This window comes from Actinoplanes sp. NBC_00393 (assembly GCF_036053395.1).
In the GTDB taxonomy this organism is placed as follows: domain Bacteria; phylum Actinomycetota; class Actinomycetes; order Mycobacteriales; family Micromonosporaceae; genus Actinoplanes.
In genome coordinates this window covers 10,558,607-10,575,524 of the sequence record NZ_CP107942.1, presented here as the reverse complement: position 1 = coordinate 10,575,524, position 16,918 = coordinate 10,558,607, and the positions used below count along the sequence as shown (strand labels likewise).

Sequence of the window (16,918 nt, the reverse complement as noted above, 5' to 3'; positions counted from 1 at the left end):
ACGCCCGAGGCAGCACTCACCGTCAGCCCGGCCACCCGGCTGACGCCCAGCGTCGCTTCGCGACGCCCGAGGCAGCACTCACCGTCAGCCCGGCCACCCGGCTGGCGCGCAGTGAGGGCGGAGGCGGCCAGAGCTACTTGGCGGTGTCGCGGACGGCCTGGGCGAAGGCCTCGGAGCGGTGTTCGAAGTTGCGGAAGCGGCCGTAGCTCGGCGCGGCGGGCGACAGCAGCACCACGCCGCCGGCCGGGGTCAGCTCGCGGGAGAGCCGGACGGCGTCGAACAGGTCCTCCGACGCGACCGTGCGCACCTTCGGCAGCCCGGCCAGCTCGGCGAGGATGCGCGGGCCGCTGTCCGGCAGGCCGATCACGGTGAGTTCCCGGGAGGCGAGGAAGTCTCGTAACGGCGTGTAATCAAGACCGCGGTCGGTTCCGCCGACGAGCACGGTGAGTGGCCGTCCCTCGTACGCTTCGATCGCGTGCATGGCCGAGTAGGGACTGGTCGACAGCGTGTCGTCGACGAAGGTCAGCCCGGACGGGTCCTCGATCTCGGCCAGCCGGTGCGGCAGCCCCCGGAACGACCGGACCGCCTCCTCGATGACCGCCCGCTGCCCGACCACGTCGACACCCATGCCGTCCAGGACCGCGAGTGCCACGCACAGGTTCCGCTCGTTGTGCCGGCCCTTCAGCGCCAGCGCCTCCCGCGGGAACAGCTCGTCGTCGCTGCAGAAGACCGTTCCGTCCTCGACCCGGAACCGGGAGTCGTCAGCCGCTGCCGGCACCGGCGGGAAGCCGCTGCGGTCGATCACCCCGCGGATCTCGTCGCGCAGCCGCTCGTCCACCCCGTTGACGACGATCAGCTCAGGCCCGTACTGAAGAATGTTGAGTTTGTCCCGGTAGTACTCGCGCTCCCCGCCGTGCGCGTCCAGGTGCTCGGGGAAGAGCGACGTGACCACCGCGACCCGCGGCGAGTCGGTCAGGTCCGCGCACTGGTAGCTGGAGAGCTCCAGCACGTACAGCTCGGCCTCGGGCAGGTCGAGCAGCGGAATGCCGATGTTCCCGCCGTACGCGTTGGGCTGCCCGACTGCCGCCAGCAGGTGGCTGATCAGGCTGGACGTGGTGCTCTTGCCCTTGCTGCCGGTCACCCCGACGGTCCGGGCGGCGTGCTCGGCCATCCACAGCGCGCTGCCGCCGGTCACCGTGATCCCCCGGGCGCGCAGCTCCTTGAGGTACGGGTGGGTCTGCGGCACCCCCGGCGACCGGACCACTACGTCGGCGGTCAGCAGCGCGGCCTGGGCGTGCTCGCCACCGGCCAGCGGGGCCAGCTGCGCCAGCTCGCCGGACCAGTCGACGGAGAGGTAGTTGGCGCTGTCGTCCACGGCGATCAACCGGGACGGCTCATGACGGGCGATCGCGGTCACCGCGGCCCGGCCCTCCCGGCCGGTGCCCCAGACCGCCACCGAGCGGCCGCGCAGATCTGCCAGGCGCACGTCGTCTCTCCTTGGTTGGAATCCAGCACGGCCGAACTAATATTGCCCGTCGGCCGAAAGACAGGAGTTCCCGGGTGCAGTTCGACGTCATGCACTTCCCCTCGTACGCGTTCGACCCGTCGACCGGGGTGGCGACGTTCGACTACCTGCTGGACGGGCCGGAGCCGCTGCACTTCACCGAGACGATCACGTTCCCGGTGCCCTCGCGGCCGGACGTGCCGGCCGCCTTCCACCGGGTGCTGGATCTGCTGCATGTCGTCGCCGGGGTCAGCTACTACAAGGTCGGCGCCCCGCCGCGGGTGGTCGCGCCGAAGCCGGTGCCGGCCGAGGTGGCCTCGTTCTTCACCGCGGTCTACACCGAAGGGCTGGCCGAGTACGCCTACCGCAACCAGCTCGCCCACGTGCTGGACCTGACCGTCGAGACCCCCGGCGTCGCCCCCGCGGCAGCCCCCGTCGAGACAGCCGGCCGCCCGCTCTCCGCAGTCGGCGGCGGCAAGGACTCGATCGTCACGTGTGAGATCCTGCGCGCCGCCGGGCTCGACCCGGTCCCGTTCTCGGTCAACCCGAACCCGGTGATCGAGAACGTGAACGCCGCCTCCGGTCTGCCCGCGCTGGCCGCCCGCCGCAAGCTCGACCCGCGGCTGTTCGAGCTGAACAAGGCCGGTGCGCTGAACGGGCACATCCCGGTCACCGCGATCAACTCGCTGATCGCGATCGCCACCGCGGTGTGGCACGGTCTCGGCCCGGTGGTGATGTCGAACGAGCGGTCCGCCTCCGACCCCAACCTGGTGTGGAACGGGCACGAGGTGAACCACCAGTGGTCCAAGGGGGTGGCGGCCGAAGGGCTGCTGCGGGAGGCGGTGACGGCGTACGCCGGGCTGGCCGACCCATACTTCTCGCTGCTGCGGCCGCTGTCCGAGCTGCACATCGCTCAGCTCTTTGCCGGTCACACTGCGTACGATGATGTCGTCACCAGCTGTAACAAGGCCTTCAAGCTGCACGACCCGACAGCGCGCTGGTGTGGTGACTGTCCGAAGTGCCGCTTCGTCTTCCTGGCGATGGCGCCGCACATGTCGCGGGAGCGGCTGGCCCACATCTTCGGCCATGACCTGTTCGCGGACGAGGCGCAGATCCCCGGCTTCCTGGAGCTGCTGGGCGTGGACGCGCACAAGCCGTTCGAGTGCGTCGGCGAGGCCGAGGAGTGCCTGGTCGCGCTCGCCATGCTGACCGACGACGCCCCGGTGCTGGTGGCGCTGCGCGCAGCCGTCCCGGACTCCGCCTGGGCCGACGCCTCCCACAGCAACGTCTTCACCCCGGGCGGCGCCAACCACATCCCCCCGGCCTACCGCAAGATCCTTGACGAGGCCGTGGCTCAGAGCCCCACCATCTGACCGCTCACCCAGCCGGGCCGTTCAGCATCCCGCCCAGCCGGCCCGGCCCGGCATCCCGTCCGGCCGGCCCGGCCCGTTCCCCCCACTCTGCTGGCCCGGCCCGCTCAGCCACCCACCCGGCCGCCCCAGTCCGCTCCCCCGCCCCACCCCCGCCGTGGGCGTTCAGCGGGAGCGTTGGTGCGCGGTCACCGTACGCAGCAGGTTTTTGAACTCGGCGTAAGCCGCGGCGCCGACGGCGGTCGCGGCGCTCTGCTCGAGGTCCGCCATGATCGCGTCGGAGCGCGCCATCTGGTCGAGGCCGCGCTCGGTCGGGACGATCAGCTTGGCGCGGCGGTCGGTGGGATCGGGGCGGCGTTCGACGTACCCCAAGGTCTCCAGTTCGTCGATCAGCTTGCCCACCACCTGCTTGTGCAGGCCGCTGAACCGGGACAAATCGGTTGCCCGGCTGCCCTCGGCGTCGAGGTAGGCGAGCACCGCGCCGTGCTGCGGCCGCAGATCCGGGTGGCCCTCGCGCGCGAGCCGCCCGAACAGCTCGTCCTGGACCGCGAAGAGCAACCGGCCGGCCAGGACGCCGAGGTCAGGATCGGTCTGCTTCCGTTCACCGCGCCGCATTCACGGGATCGTAACACTTAGTGATAGTCACCCTTGTTGACTATCAACATCGGTGACTATAGCGTCACCGGCATGGCGGTTCACGGCACTGTTGACAGCTCGTACACCGAAGTCCGCGACGCGTTCGCCAAGATGCTCGCCGACCAGCCCGGCGACCCGGCGGCGCAGCTCGTCGCCTACCAGCGCGACCGGATCGTCGCCGACCTGTGGTCCAGCGCGGCCGGTGACGGCGACGCGCTGACCGGCGTTTTCTCGGCGACCAAGGGTGCCACCCACCTGGTGATCGCCCGCCTGGTCCGCGATCGCGTCCTCCACCTGGACCGGCCCGTCGTGGCGTACTGGCCGGAGTTCACCAGCGACCTCACCCTGCGTGACCTGCTTGCCCATCGCAGCGGGCTGATCGGCGTCGACGGCGGCTTCACCTCCGCCGAGCTGGCCGACGACCGGATCCTCGCCGACCGCCTGCTCCGCCAGCAGCCGTTCTGGCGGCCCGGCTCGACGTACGGGTATCACGCCTTCGTAATCGGCGCCCTCCTCGGCGCGGTCGCCGAGCGCGCCACCGGCCGTACCATCCAGCAGCTCTTTACTGATCTGGTTCGGACGCCTTTCGCTGTCGAGGTCTTCCTCGGCTCACCCGACGAGTCCCGCTACCGGCCGGTCCTGCCCGCACCGCAGAAGGCCGAACTCCCGCCGGACAGCCTCATCGGCGTCGCCTTCAACCTCAACGCCGACCCACCCACCGACTTGGCGGAGTGGATCAACATCCCGTCGGTGCGCGCGCTCGGGCAGTCCTCCGCGGCCGGAGTGGCCAGCGCACGAGGGCTGGCAAAGATGTACGCGGCTGCGGTCTGGGGCGTCGACGGCGCCGAACCGCTGCTCGACCGGGACACGCTGACCACCTTCGCCACGGTGTCGTCGCCCGGCACCGACGTGGTCACCGGCGAGCCCGGGCACTTCGGTCTCGGCTTCGAGACCCAGACCCACTATCGTGGGCTCAGCCCGATCGCTTTCGGTCATAGCGGTGCCGCCGGGTCGCACGCATTCGCCGACCCTCGGACCGGGATCGCGTACGCGTACACGCGCCGCCGCTTCGCCTTCCCCGGAGGCGCCGCGCCGGAGAACGCCGACCTGATCGAAGCGGTCGTCCGCAGCGCCGGTAGGTAACGTTCCCGGCGTGACAGATGGGATCTACGTCGGGAACGCCGACCCGGACGCGCTCGCCGACCACGGCTGGCTGCTGGGCCACTTCAAGCCGGAAGGCGACCCCCGGCACAGCACCGACGTCGAGATCAAGTGGGGCCGTCATGCGCAGGGTGATCGCCGGGCCCGATGGGTACGCGGTGAGGCCCGCACGGCCCTGCTGGTGCTGATCAGTGGCTGCTTCCACATGGAGTTCCCCGGCCGCACCGTCATCCTCGACAAGCAGGGCGACTACGTGGTCTGGCAGCGCGGCGTCGATCATTCCTGGTACGCCGCCGAGGAGTCAGTCGTCCTGACCGTCCGCTGGCCTTCCGTCCCCGGCTACGCCGTCCGCTGACCCTTTCCGCACGGCTGTCACTCACGGCTGTCCCGGGACCGACGAAGCAACCCTGAGCGCCAGCCGGACAGCCCAGCTGGCGCTGAGGGTCGTCTCGCACCCGCGGAAACAGCCCTGAACGCCAGCCGGGCGGCTCGGCTGACACTCACGGCTACCTCGAGGAGCCGGAAACAACACTGAGCGCCAGCCGGGCGGCTCAGCTGACACTCACAGCTGCCTCCCGCCGCCGAAAACAACACTCAGCGCCAGCCGGGCGGCCCGGCTGACACTCACGGCTGCCTCCCGCCGCCGGAAACAACACTGAGCGCCAGCCGGGCGGCTCAGCTGACACTCACAGCTGCCTCGCAACGCCGGAAACAACACTGAGCGCCAGCCGGGCGGCCTCGGCTGACACTCACGGCTGCTTCGAGGAGCGGGAGACAGCACCGAGCGCCAGCCGGCGGGCCTGCAGCCCAGCTGGCGAGCCTGGCCCGCTCGGCCTCGGGGATGGAGTGAGGCGCGGCGCGGTAGGAACGAGGCGCAGGAACAGGCGGGAAGTGAGCGGGGCAGCTCAGCCAGGTGGGCGCGTGGGCGACGGCTCGGTTCGCGCGGCGCGGTGGATGCGGCGTCGGCGGTGAAGAAGAGCGAAGCGGTCGGGCAGGACGACTTGTTCGGCGGTTTGGCCGCTGACCTGGTCGGCGGGGCCGCGGTGGTGGTTCCGGTGATGGACGAATGGGACAAGCGCACGAAGCTCGGGTTCGAGCGGGAAGGGTGGAGCGAGGTAGGCCGGGAGATAGGTAAGCCCGGCGCGGGCGCTGGCTGCCTTGAGTTGTGCCTGGCCGCCTGGAAGCGGCGGGACGGGCATCGATTCGGGCGACGGCGGAAACCCGTACCCCCTATTCCGGAGCGTCGTGATGGATGCGCTCGGGCGCCACGCCCAGCTGCTGCAAGGCCGCGCTCGTCGCGGCGAGCATCAGCGGCGGCCCGGCCAGGTAGACCTCGCTGCCGGACCATTCGCCGTAGGCGGCGACCGCGTCCGTGACCAGGCCGGACGGGTACGGCCCCGGATCGCCTTCGGCGATCACCGGCACCACAGTCGCCCGCGGCGCCGACCGGGCGATTTCCGATAAATCAGGCATGTCGTAGAGTTCGTTGATGTCGCGCACCCCCCAGAACAGCACAGCCGGCCGCGGATCAGCCGTAGCCGCCAGCTCAGCGAGCATCGCCTTCATCGGCGCCACTCCGGTGTCCCCCGCGATCATCAAAACGCCACGACCCGGATCGACCGGCAGCCCCATCTCCCCCTCGGCCCGAGCGATCCGCACCTGATCACCGACGCGGGTGTCATAGACCAGCGTGCCACTGACCCCCGTCTCGGTCTTGGCCCGCACGTGCAGCTCGACCAGGTCGTCGCGGTGCGGGGCGAGGGCCAGTGAATACGGCCGCCAGACGCCCGGCACGTCGGGCACCTCGATGCGCGCGTACTGGCCGGGCCGGAACGGCATCGGCAGATACGGCCGGAGCCGCAGCACGGCGAGGTCCGGGCGGCGCAGGTCGTGACTGACCACCTCGGCGCGCCAGGTGGTCGGCTGATATCCGGTGAGTGTCCCGCCGTGCACGATCCATTCGTAGCTGTGTTGCCACGTCCAGCGCCAGGCGTGGTCGAAGTCCTGTCGCCAGGCGCCGGGCGCCATCCCGGCCCGCAGCGCCTCGGCGAGGGCGGCGCCGACCAGTTCGAGCTGTTTCCACTGCACCCCGGACTCGGCCAGGGCGGCGCCCAGCGCGGTGCAGCCGGCCACCAGCGTGGGCGGTGAGTCCAGGGTGTGGGTCAGCCAGATGAGCGCCCGGGCGATCTGGTCACGCTGGGTCTGCGGGGAGCCGGGCAGCACCGAGAGCAGGTCGGGCTGGGCCCGGTACAGCGCGTGCCAGAGCCGGTCGGCCACCTCCTCGGTGCCGCCGGCGAAGGTGAGGCTGGTGCTGAGCAGGCGCTGGGTGTCGCGCAGCGCGGCGTCGTCGGCCGGGTCCATGCCGTCCTGGCGCAGCGGGCCGGGCATGGTGGGACGGACCTGCGGCTGGATGACCGGGAATTCAGTGCCGGCCGCCCCGATGGGGCGGGGGCCCGCCACCGGTGGGATTTCGGGCACGGCGCCGGTGGCTCCGACCGGGTTCACCCCACTGACCGGTACGCCCCAAGCACCCCGCCGAGTCTTCCGGGCTGCCAACCCGGAGCGACCCAGCGTGGCCCCGGGATCACCGCGCCACAGCAACTCTGAGGTGCCGCGTTCGGCGGAGGGTGGCCCGGCGGCCGGCTTGGGCAGGATCCGGCGGCCCGGTGTGCCGCTCGACCTGCCGTAGGGCATCCCGGGCCCGGAAGCCGGCGGTGCCGCGGGCTCCGGGTCGGTGGCCGGCTCCGGTTCGTCGGGGGCGGGCAGCTCGGACAGCGCGGCCGCGGTGTCCGCCTCGCCGGCGGCTGCCGCGTCCGGCGCGTTCTGCCGCAGCCGGATGGCCCGCAGCAGGGCGAGCAGATGCGGGTCCGACCCCGGTCCCGAACCAGACGACACTGACACCCCCGGAGAAGAACGGTACGAGCCTCAAGGTCCATCTTCCCGCACCGGACGCCCCTGATGCTTGAAGAAGGACACTATGCTGCGCCGGTGATCGATATCCGGCTGCTGGTCATGGCAGTGGTGACCGCCGCTTCGCTGACCGCCTGCGGTTCGGGCAGCGTCTTCGGCGGCGGATGCAGCCACCGGGACCGCGCGTTCGCCGGCGACCTGAACGAGCTGGCGATCCTCGGCGTCCACCCGGACGGCGCGGAGGGGGTCGGCGAGGGGTTCGGCTGCGACGAGGACGACGGTTTCGCGCACGCCGGCCGCAGTTACCGGTCCCGGCTCGACCGGCCCGGGGTCCAGACGTTCTACCGCACCGCCGCCGAACAGGACGGGTGGACCTGGTCCGGCGACGGCCCGGGAGTGCCGAGCACCGGGCTCGTGGTGAGCGCCGCCCGCAGCTGCTTCACCAAGGAGGTCGACGGGACCACCGCGTACCTGGCGGTCTGGTTCCCCAGCGACTTCAACGACACCCCCGGGGTCCCGGACGCCCCGGCCGACGAGTACGGCCTCGAGGTGACCGCGTCCCACGACGGCGCCGCCTGGTGCTGACTCAGATTTCCAGGTCGTCGCGGCCGAGCTCCCAGAACGCCACCGCCGCCGCGGCCGCCACGTTGAGCGAGTCGACGTTGCGCCGCATCGGGATCTTGACCGGCACGTCGCTCGCGGCGAGGGCGTGCCGCGACAGGCCGGGCCCTTCGGCGCCGAGCAGCAGGGCCGCCCGTTTCCGCTGCTCAGGGGTCAGCCGCTGCATCGCGACCGCGTCCGGGGCCGGGGTCATCGCGAGCACGGTGAAACCCGCCTCCCGGACCTGGTGCAGGGCGTCCGGCCAGGGTTCGAGCCGGGCGTACGGCACCGCGAACACCTCGCCCATGCTGACCCGGACGCTGCGCCGGTAGAGCGGGTCCGCGCACGTCGGCGAGAGCAGGACGGCGTCGATGCCGAGCGCGGCCGCGCCCCGGAACACCGCCCCGATGTTGGTGTGGTTGTTGACGTCCTCCAGGATCGCGACCCGGCGCGCGCCGGCGAGCACCTCGTCCGCGCCGAGCAGCGGCGACCGGTGGAACGAGCCGAGCACCCCGCGGTGCACGTGGAAACCGGTGGCCCGTTCCAGCACGTCCGGGGTGGCCGCGTAGATCGGCGCGTCCTCGAGATCCTCGATCTGGGCGACCCGTTTGGCGTCGATCAGGTAGGACCGGGGACGGTAACCGGCCCGCAGCGCGCGCCGCAGCACCAGTTCCCCCTCGGCGATGAAGAGCCCGTTGGGCGGCTCCCACCTGGTACGCAACTCAAGGTCGGTGAGGGCGCGATAGTCACCGAGCCGCTCGTCGTCGGGGTCGGTGATCAGCTGTACGTCGGGCACCGGCCCGATTATGCGCGGGGCACCAGCCGGCCACCCGTCCAGGCCAGCCCCATCCCGGCGGCGAGCAGCAGCAGCGCCCCGACCGTCGGCACCGGCTGGGTCAGATAGGTGCCGGCGCCCATCGCCACCGCGGCGAGCATCAGCAGCACCCCGTCGGCCGGGTTGACCAGCTTGGAGCGGAACACCGCCCAGCCCAGCAGCAGCATCCCGGCGCCGGCGATCGTCCCGGCCGTGGTCAGCAGCCCCGGCTCGTGCCCGGCGACCAGCGGGGCGCTCTCCAGCACCGCGTCCTCGGGCAGTGCGGCGAGCGGCAGCAGCATGGTGGCGCCGGCCAGGGTGACCAGTAAACCGGCCAGGGCGCAGCGGCGGGTCCGCGAACCGGCGAGCAGGCCGGCCAGGGCGATCAGCGAGATGGTGGCCAGCCAGCCGGCGAGCAGGCCGACCGCCAGCGGACCGGGTGGGGTGTCGACGCCGAGGGTGAGCCAGCCGTACAGGACGGCGGCGACCGGTAGGGCCCAGAGAGCGAGGCGCGCGTACCGGCGGACCGACCAGATCCAGACCGCGTCGCGTACCGGAAGATGGTCCGCGCCGTCGGCCGGCGTTGCGGCGCCGACCCAGGCCGGAGCGATCCGCAGGGGACGGCCACTTGCGGTCTGACGCTGGCTGATGCTCATGGCTCCGCCTCGATCACAGGGGCAACAAGCCGAGCGGCCGGGGGGCACCGGTCGGAATCCTGCACGGAAGCATGCCAAACTTCTCCGGCCCATGTGTCGGATACCACAAAAAGGGCAGGGCCGGTCGGTGAAGGACCGGCCCTGCCAGACGACTGTCAGGCTTTCTCGACCTGGCTCGTCTCGTGATAGTCGGCGCTGCCCAGCGCTGCGGCGGGCGGGATGACGTCGGACGCCGGGAGGGCTTTGTCGTTGCCGCTGACTTCGGCTTCGGCTGCGCGTACCTCGGCATCCACCTTCTGTGCCTCGGCCGCCGCAGCCTCCGCGGCCGCTGCCGCCTCGCGCTCCACCGCACCCGCGTCGACCTGCGAGGAGGGCAGGTCACCGGCCATGTTCGCCAGGCCGCCGAGCGCGCCGCCGAGACCCTCGAGGGCCTTGGTCAGCTCGGTCGGCACGATCCACACCTTGTTCGCCGAGCCGTTGGCGATCTGCGGCAGCGACTGAAGGTACTGGTACGCCAGCACCTTCTGCGAGGGGTTGGCCTGGTGGATCGCGTCGAACACGGTCCGGATCGCCTTGGCCTGGCCCTCGGCCTGCAGGATGCGGGACTGCCGGTCACCGTCGGCGCGCAGCACCGCGGCCTGCTTCTCACCCTCGGCGGTGAGGATCGCCGCCTGCTTGTGACCCTCGGCGTTGAGGATGGTGGCCCGGCGCTCCCGCTCGGCGCGCATCTGCTTCTCCATCGAGTCGCGGATGCTGGGCGGCGGCTCGATCGCCTTGATCTCGACCCGGGTGACCTTGATGCCCCACCGGCCGGTGGTCTCGTCGAGCACGCTGGAGAGATGCTTGTTGATCTCCTCACGGCTGGTCAGCGCGCGTTCCAGGTCCAGGGAGCCGATCACGTTGCGCAGTGTTGTGACGGTGAGCTGCTCGATCGCCTGGAGGAAGTGCGAGATCTCGTACGTCGCGCGGACCGGGTCGACGACCTTGAAGTAGAGCACCGTGTCGATCGAGACGACCAGGTTGTCGGACGTGATCACGGGCTGCGGCGGGAACGAGACCACCTGCTCCCGCATGTCGACCTTGGTGCGGACCGCGTCGACGAACGGGACCAGCAGGTTCAGCCCCGGTGACAGGGTGCGCTTGTACTTCCCCAGCCGCTCGACGACGTCCATCCGCTGCTGCGGGACGATCCGGACAGAGCGGACCAGGGTGGTCACCGCGAAGACCGCGATGGCTATGACGAGGACCAGGATGATGACTTCCATGACGCCTCTCAGATGTTCGTGATGGGACTACTCAGACGTCGGGAAGGTCGTCGTGCCAGACCAGGACCGTGGCGCCACGGACCTTGACGACCCTTACGTGGTCACCGGGGGAAAATGTCTCGTTGCCGTCGAACGCGCGAGCCTGCCACAGCTCGCCGTCGATCTTGATCATGCCCTGGTGGGGGCCGACCTCGTCCACGACCGTGCCGCGCGCGCCCTCCATCGCCTCGATCCCGAACGGGGTGTCGCCCGACTCCAGCGCGGATCGCGCGTGCCGCATGACGATCGGCCGGACCGCGGCCACCGACACGCCGGAGACCAGCGCGAACACGATGACCTGCACCAGCACCGAGGCGCCCAGGCCGGCAGCGATCGCCGCACCGGCAGCGCCGGCGGCGAAGAAGACGACCAGAATCGTCGCGGTGAAGGCCTCGGCGACCACGAGGGCGATCGCGAGGATGATCCAGAGTACGGCGTCCACATCCACGATCGTGGCACGTCCGCGCACGTTCAGCGACGCCAGAATGCGGCGTACCCGAATCGACGTCGAACAGTTAGACCCATGAGTTCGCCACAGGAGAGGGACCCCAGCGTGTCGCTGCTTCCGGAGACCGGCCGACGGATCGATGAGATCGTCGCCCGGGCACAGTCCACCGGCCGGGTGCCTTCGCTCGCGTGCGCGGTGGTTCGCGACCGTGCGGTGCTGCACTTCGCGGGCGCCGGAGAGCAACCCCGGCCGGATCCGAAGACCCAGTACCGGCTCGGCTCGATCACCAAGACGATCACCGCGACGCTGGTGATGCAGCTGCGTGACGAGGGCTTCTTCGCCCTGGACGACCTGCTCTACCGGCATCTGCCGGGCACCCCGATCGGCGGGGTGACGCTGCGCCAGCTTCTCGGGCACGTCTCCGGGCTGCAGCGCGAACCGGACGGGCTGTGGTGGGAGCGCAACCCGGGCGGGGACGTGGACCAACTGCTCGCGTCCCTGACCTACGAGAAGCTCGCCGGTCCGCCGTACCGCCGGTACCGCTACTCCAACCTCGCCTACGGCCTGCTCGGCGCGGTCCTGGAGAAGGTCACCGGCCAGTCTTGGGCGGAGCTGGTCGGCAAGCGCGTCCTCGACCCGCTCGGCATGAAACGCACCAGCTACCACCCGGTCGAACCGTACGCCCGCGGCTACGTGGTGCACGCCCTCGGCGGCGCCCTGCACGAGGAACCCCGCCCGGACACCGGTGCGATGGCGCCCGCCGGGCAGCTCTGGTCCACCGTCACCGACATGGCGAAATGGGCCGGGTTCCTGGCCGACCCCGCCCCCGCGGTGCTGGCCCGGGAGACCGTCGACGAGATGTGCGCCCCGGTGGTGATCAGCGACCTGGAGTCGTGGACCGGCGGGCACGGCCTCGGCCCGCAGCTGTACCGGGTCGGCGAACGCGTCTACGTCGGCCACGGCGGCTCGATGCCCGGATACGTCGCGCACCTGGCCGTCCACCGCCGCAGCCGGCTCGGCGTCATCCTGTTCGCCAACGCCTACGGCCTCACCGGCGCCGGCATCAAAGAGATCAGTCTGGAGACCCTGACCACCGTCCTCGACAACGAGCCGTCGACGGTCCCGGTCTGGCGCCCGTCCGCGCCTCCGCAGGGTGAGGCCGCCGAACTCTGCGGCCGCTGGTGGTGGATGGGCCGCGAGTACGAGATCACCCCGGACGGCGACGGCCTGCTGATGACCGGGCCGCACCACCGCACCCGCTTCATCCGCGAGGCACCGGACCGCTGGCGCGGCCTCACCGGCAACAACGAGGGCGAGGTCATGTCGCTGGTGCGCTCCCCGGAGGGCACGATGGACCACATCGACATCGCGACTTTCATCTACCGCCGCAACCCCGAACATCTGGCATAGCCCAAGATCAAGCCCCTTTCCGGTACGGGTTTTCGAAGGAGTACCGCCAAGCCGCGCGATCACCGCACGGCCCCGGGCCCCAGCGCGCCCGCCGGGCCCATGCAGGTGGCCGCTCCAGTAGCCCCCGCGTTGGCCGGGCGGCCAGCTGACGCCCAGCGTCGCTTCCCGGCCCGGGAAGCAGCCCTGGCGGTCAGCCCGGCACCTCGGCTGACGCCCAGCGTCGCTTCCCGGCCCGGGAAGCAGCCGTGGTAATCAGCCCAGCACTTCGGCTGACGCCCAGCGTCGCTTCCCGGGCGCGGAAGCAGCCGTGGCGGTCAGCCCGGCACCTCGGCTGACGCCCAGCGTCGCTTCCCGGCCCGGGAAGCAGCCCTGGCGGTCAGCCCAGCACCTCGGCTGACGCCCAGCGTCGCTTCCCGGGCGCGGAAGCAGCCCTGGCGGTCAGCCCAGCACCTCGGCTGACGCCCAGCGTCGCTTCCCGGCCCGGGAAGCAGCCCTGGCGGTCAGCCCAGCACCTCGGCTGACGCCCAGCGTCGCTTCCCGGCCCGGGAAGCAGCCCTGGCGGTCAGCCCAGCACCTCGGCTGACGCCCAGCGTCGCTTCCCGGCCCGGGAAGCAGCCCTGGCGGTCAGCCCGAACCCTCAGCTGACACCCAGCGTCGCTTCCCGGGCGCGGAAGCAGCCCTGGCGGTCAGCCCGGCACTTCGGCTGACGCCCAGCGTCGCTTCCCGGGCGCGGAAGCAGCCCTGGCGGTCAGCCCGGCACTTCGGCTGACGCCCAGCGTCGCTTCCCGGCCCGGGAAGCAGCCCTGGCGGTCAGCCCGGCACTTCGGCTGACGCCCAGCGTCGCTTCCCCGGCGCGGAAGCGGCCGTGGTGGTCAGCTGGGGTGGGGTTGGGGCGGGGCGGCGGGTGGTCAGGCCGAGGGCGAGGCCGGCGGCGACGGTGGCTATGCCCAGCCAGACGAGCGGGCGCGGGGACGGGCCGCCCAGGGCCATGCCGGTCAGGGCGGCGGCGATCGGGGCGACCCCGGTGAGCAGGCCGGCGCGGCCGGCGCCGAGGCGGGCTACGCAGGTGTACCAGAGCAGGAACGCGACCGCGGTGAGCAGGACCGCGAGGTAGGCGCCGGCGAGCAGGTCGTCGGTGTGCAGGCGGGTGACCGCGGTGGGGCCCTCGACGGCCACCCCGGCCACGCCGAAGAGGACCGTGGCCATCGCGGTGGTGTGCACGGAGACGCCGAGCGGGCCGTGCCGGCCGAGCACCGGGAGGGCGAGCAGGGTGAACGCGGCCTCGCAGGCGAACGTCACGGCGGCCCAGAACAGACCGATCCCGTCGGTGCGGCCGAGTCCCTGCACCAGGGCGGCGCCGGCGGTGACCACGACCGCGGCGGCGATCACCCGGGGCGCCGGGCCGCGGCCTTCCAGCAGCGGGCCGCCGACCGCGAGCAGGATCGGCACGCACGCCACCGCGACGCCGAGCACCGCGGGTTCGGCGTGCATGCTGCCCCGGACCAGGGCGACGTTGAAGAGCAGCAGGCCGGTGCCGGTGACGCCGAGCAGCCACAGCCATTCGGCGCCGCGCGGCAGGCGCAACGGCGCCCGGGTCCACCGCGCCCAGCCGATCAGGAGCAGGCACGCGAGGGCGTACCGGAGACTCTGGACAGTGAGGTACGGCGCGTCGGCCAGCCGGCCGGAGACGGCGGCGCTGCCGCCGACGAAGGCCATGCCGAGGGCGCCGGCGAGGATCGGGAGTGTTTTCACACCTTGATGCTCGTCGCGAGTATGGTCCGGTTCGAGGACCAATCGAGGCGTGATGAGGTGGACCAATCACCGGTTCGGACTTCCTTCAGCTGCGCCCGGAGACGGCCCCGGCGAAAGGGCTGACCGCCTGGCTGGCCGACGGTCTGCGCGACGCCGTCGTCTCCGGGCGGCTCACCCCGGGCGACCGGCTGCCCGCGACCCGGCTGCTCGCCGGCGAGCTCGGCATCTCCCGGGGCGTCGTGGTGCAGGCCTACCAGCGGCTCGTCGACGAGGGGCTGGCCGGGGCGCGGACCGGCTCCGGAACCGTGGTCACCGGCCGGGGGACGGCGCTCAACGCCCGGCCGGCCGGCGACCGGCGGCGCACCCTCGCGGAGCTACGGCTGCCGCTGCGAGCTGCGGACGGCGTCGACCTGGACCTGTCGCCCGGGGTGCCGGATCTGCAGGCGTTTCCGCGTACCGCCTGGTTGCGGGCCGAACGGGCGGTGCTGGACCGGGTCACCGGCGCCGACCTCGGGTACGGCGACCCGGGCGGCACACCCCGGCTGCGGGCCGAGCTCGTCGGCTGGCTGGCGCGTACCCGTGGGGTCCGGGCCGAAGCGGACGACGTGGTGATCTGCAGCGGCGTGGCCCAGGGACTCGCCCTGCTCGCGCACGTTCTGCGCGGCCAGGGCACGGATGCGGTAGCGGTCGAGGACCCGGGCTCCCGCGGCGCCTGGGACCAGATGGCGTTCTGGGGGCTGCGGCCGGTCGGGGTGCCGGTCGACGACGACGGGATCCGGGTCGACGAGCTCGCCGCGACCGGGCTGGACGCGGCTGTGCTCACCCCGGCGCACCAGTTCCCGACCGGCGTGGTGCTCGGCCCGGACCGGCGGCGCGCCCTGTTGAGCTGGGCGGAGACGCGACTGGTGATCGAGGACGACTACGACGCGGAGCACCGCTACGACCGGGCGCCGGTCGCCGCGCTGCAGGGGTCGGCGCCGGACCGGGTGGCGTACCTCGGCAGCGTCTCCAAGTCGCTGGCGCCCGGCATGCGGGTGGGCTGGCTGATCGCGCCGCGCCGGATGCAGACCGAACTGCTCGCCGTCAAACACGCCAGCGACCTGGGCAGTCCGGCGCTGCCGCAGCTCGTGCTCGCCGAGCTGATCGCGTCCGGCGACTACGAGCGGCATCTGCGGGCGGTGCGAACCCGGCAACGACGCCGGCGGGACGCGCTGCTCGCGGGGTTGCGCGAGCACCTGCCGCAGGCCCGGGTGACGGGGGTGGCGGCCGGGCTGCACCTGCTGGTCATGCTGCCCGGGGACGGTGACGACACGCTCCTCGCCGAGCGGGTGGGTGCTTCGGGCGTACAGGTGCATCCGCTCAGCTGGCACCGCCGACGGCCGGGACCGCCGGGCCTGGTCCTGGGTTATGCGGCGCAGGCGCCGGACCGCCTCATCGAGGCCGCGCAACGCATCGGCCGCGTGCTCAGTCCTCCAGGACCGTGACGAAATCGATCAGGCGCTCCATCGAGTTGATCAAGGGGGTCTCGACGTCCTTGTAGCTGCGGACCGAGGCCAGGATGCGGCGCCACATCTCGGCCGGCTCGCGGACGCCGACGGCGGCGCAGACGCCTTCCTTCCACGGCCGGCCCGGCGGGATGACCGGCCAGGCGCGCAGACCGACCCGTTCCGGCTTCACCGCCTGCCAGACGTCCACGTAGGGGTGACCGGTGATCAGCACGTTCGGATCGGTCACCGCGGCCACGATCCGGCTCTCCTTGGAACCCGGAACCAGGTGGTCCACCAGCACACCGAGCCGCCGCTGCGGGCCGGGCCGGAACTCGGCGACCGCGGCGGCCAGGTCGTCGATGCCGTCCAGCGGCTCCACCACCACGCCCTCGATCCGCAGGTCGTCACCCCAGATCCGCTCGACCAGGGCGGCGTCGTGGATGCCCTCCACCCAGATCCGGCTGGCCTTGGCGACCTGTGCCTTCACCCCGGCGACCGCGACCGAGCCGGAGGCGGTGATCCGGCGCTGCGCGGGCGTCGCCTTCGAAGTGGGCCGGCGCAGGGTGACCACCTGCCCGTCGAGCAGGAAGGCAGCCGGTTCGAGCGGGAAGTTGCGGCGCTTGCCGTGCCGGTCCTCCAGCACGACGGCGCCGAGTTCGAAGCCGACGACCGCGCCGCAGAAGCCGGAGTCCGCGTCCTCGACCACCAGATCCGGTTCGGCGTCCACCTCGGGTATCACTTTGCGGCGGCGCCAGTTCCCCTCGAGCACATCCTCCCCATACATGACCCGCACGGTAACCCGTGATCAGGAACCCTCCGTCCGTGACGCTCCGAGCCGAGACAACCTTCCGCACCGGCACGTACCC

Annotated in this window: 15 protein-coding genes; 6 read left to right on the top strand and 9 right to left on the bottom strand. The window is 72.0% G+C overall.

The annotated features are described in order from the left end of the window. Nucleotides 1-133 precede the first annotated feature (133 nt). On the bottom strand, nucleotides 134-1,486 hold the full coding sequence (gene murD / locus OHA21_RS49070; protein ID WP_328467451.1) for a UDP-N-acetylmuramoyl-L-alanine--D-glutamate ligase: 1,353 nt from the start codon (nucleotides 1,484-1,486) through the stop codon (nucleotides 134-136). Nucleotides 1,487-1,575: 89 nt separating this feature from the next. On the opposite strand from murD, the gene OHA21_RS49065 reads away from it, so the two are divergent. Beyond that, nucleotides 1,576-2,877 (top strand): hypothetical protein, encoded by a 1,302-nt coding sequence (locus OHA21_RS49065; RefSeq protein ID WP_328479027.1) that lies wholly within the window; start codon nucleotides 1,576-1,578, stop codon nucleotides 2,875-2,877. A gap of 162 nt (nucleotides 2,878-3,039) precedes the next feature. On the opposite strand, the gene OHA21_RS49060 is transcribed toward OHA21_RS49065, so the two are convergent. Then, a complete protein-coding gene (locus tag OHA21_RS49060) occupies nucleotides 3,040-3,489 on the bottom strand; it encodes a MarR family winged helix-turn-helix transcriptional regulator (protein WP_328467449.1) in 450 nt (149 codons plus the stop codon). A gap of 72 nt (nucleotides 3,490-3,561) precedes the next feature. Between OHA21_RS49060 and OHA21_RS49055 the strand changes: the two genes are divergently transcribed. After that, nucleotides 3,562-4,653, top strand: coding sequence for a serine hydrolase domain-containing protein (locus OHA21_RS49055; RefSeq protein WP_328467447.1), 1,092 nt, complete (start codon nucleotides 3,562-3,564; stop codon nucleotides 4,651-4,653). Nucleotides 4,654-4,663: 10 nt separating this feature from the next. After that, nucleotides 4,664-5,026 carry a signal peptidase I gene (locus OHA21_RS49050; protein WP_328467445.1) on the top strand — a complete coding sequence of 121 codons (363 nt, stop codon included), beginning with the start codon at nucleotides 4,664-4,666 and terminating at the stop codon, nucleotides 5,024-5,026. 875 nt (nucleotides 5,027-5,901) lie between these two features. Here OHA21_RS49050 and OHA21_RS49045 read toward each other — a convergent pair. Continuing rightward, nucleotides 5,902-7,572 carry an FAD-binding oxidoreductase gene (locus OHA21_RS49045; protein ID WP_328467443.1) on the bottom strand — a complete coding sequence of 557 codons (1,671 nt, stop codon included), beginning with the start codon at nucleotides 7,570-7,572 and terminating at the stop codon, nucleotides 5,902-5,904. A gap of 87 nt (nucleotides 7,573-7,659) precedes the next feature. On the opposite strand from OHA21_RS49045, the gene OHA21_RS49040 reads away from it, so the two are divergent. Continuing rightward, nucleotides 7,660-8,166: a hypothetical protein gene (locus tag OHA21_RS49040; RefSeq protein ID WP_328467442.1), complete on the top strand. Its 507-nt coding sequence runs from the start codon at nucleotides 7,660-7,662 to the stop codon at nucleotides 8,164-8,166. Nucleotide 8,167: 1 nt separating this feature from the next. Here OHA21_RS49040 and OHA21_RS49035 read toward each other — a convergent pair whose 3' ends face one another. The 4 genes from OHA21_RS49035 to OHA21_RS49020 form a co-directional block, all read right to left on the bottom strand. After that, the gene (locus OHA21_RS49035; protein ID WP_328479025.1) at nucleotides 8,168-9,019 is read right to left on the bottom strand and encodes a TrmH family RNA methyltransferase; all 852 of its coding nucleotides are present in this window, start codon (nucleotides 9,017-9,019) and stop codon (nucleotides 8,168-8,170) included. After that, nucleotides 8,986-9,651, bottom strand: coding sequence for a hypothetical protein (locus OHA21_RS49030; protein WP_328467441.1), 666 nt, complete (start codon nucleotides 9,649-9,651; stop codon nucleotides 8,986-8,988). Before OHA21_RS49030 ends, OHA21_RS49035 begins: the two co-directional genes overlap by 34 nt. 155 nt (nucleotides 9,652-9,806) lie before the next feature. Then, nucleotides 9,807-10,916 (bottom strand): SPFH domain-containing protein, encoded by a 1,110-nt coding sequence (locus OHA21_RS49025; protein ID WP_328467440.1) that lies wholly within the window; start codon nucleotides 10,914-10,916, stop codon nucleotides 9,807-9,809. A gap of 31 nt (nucleotides 10,917-10,947) precedes the next feature. After that, nucleotides 10,948-11,397 carry an NfeD family protein gene (locus OHA21_RS49020; protein ID WP_328467438.1) on the bottom strand — a complete coding sequence of 150 codons (450 nt, stop codon included), beginning with the start codon at nucleotides 11,395-11,397 and terminating at the stop codon, nucleotides 10,948-10,950. Between the two features lie 111 nt (nucleotides 11,398-11,508). Between OHA21_RS49020 and OHA21_RS49015 the strand changes: the two genes are divergently transcribed. Next, nucleotides 11,509-12,813 (top strand): serine hydrolase domain-containing protein, encoded by a 1,305-nt coding sequence (locus OHA21_RS49015; RefSeq protein ID WP_328479023.1) that lies wholly within the window; start codon nucleotides 11,509-11,511, stop codon nucleotides 12,811-12,813. A gap of 810 nt (nucleotides 12,814-13,623) precedes the next feature. On the opposite strand, the gene OHA21_RS49010 is transcribed toward OHA21_RS49015, so the two are convergent. Beyond that, nucleotides 13,624-14,565: a DMT family transporter gene (locus tag OHA21_RS49010; RefSeq protein WP_328467436.1), complete on the bottom strand. Its 942-nt coding sequence runs from the start codon at nucleotides 14,563-14,565 to the stop codon at nucleotides 13,624-13,626. A 65-nt stretch (nucleotides 14,566-14,630) separates the two neighbouring features. On the opposite strand from OHA21_RS49010, the gene pdxR reads away from it, so the two are divergent. After that, nucleotides 14,631-16,049 (top strand): MocR-like pyridoxine biosynthesis transcription factor PdxR, encoded by a 1,419-nt coding sequence (pdxR, locus tag OHA21_RS49005; RefSeq protein ID WP_328479021.1) that lies wholly within the window; start codon nucleotides 14,631-14,633, stop codon nucleotides 16,047-16,049. Here the strand turns inward: pdxR and OHA21_RS49000 are convergent. Beyond that, entirely contained in the window at nucleotides 16,030-16,836 is an 807-nt protein-coding gene (locus OHA21_RS49000; RefSeq protein WP_328467434.1) for a DUF3097 domain-containing protein, read from the bottom strand. The genes pdxR and OHA21_RS49000 overlap by 20 nt on opposite strands. Nucleotides 16,837-16,918: the final 82 nt, after the last annotated feature.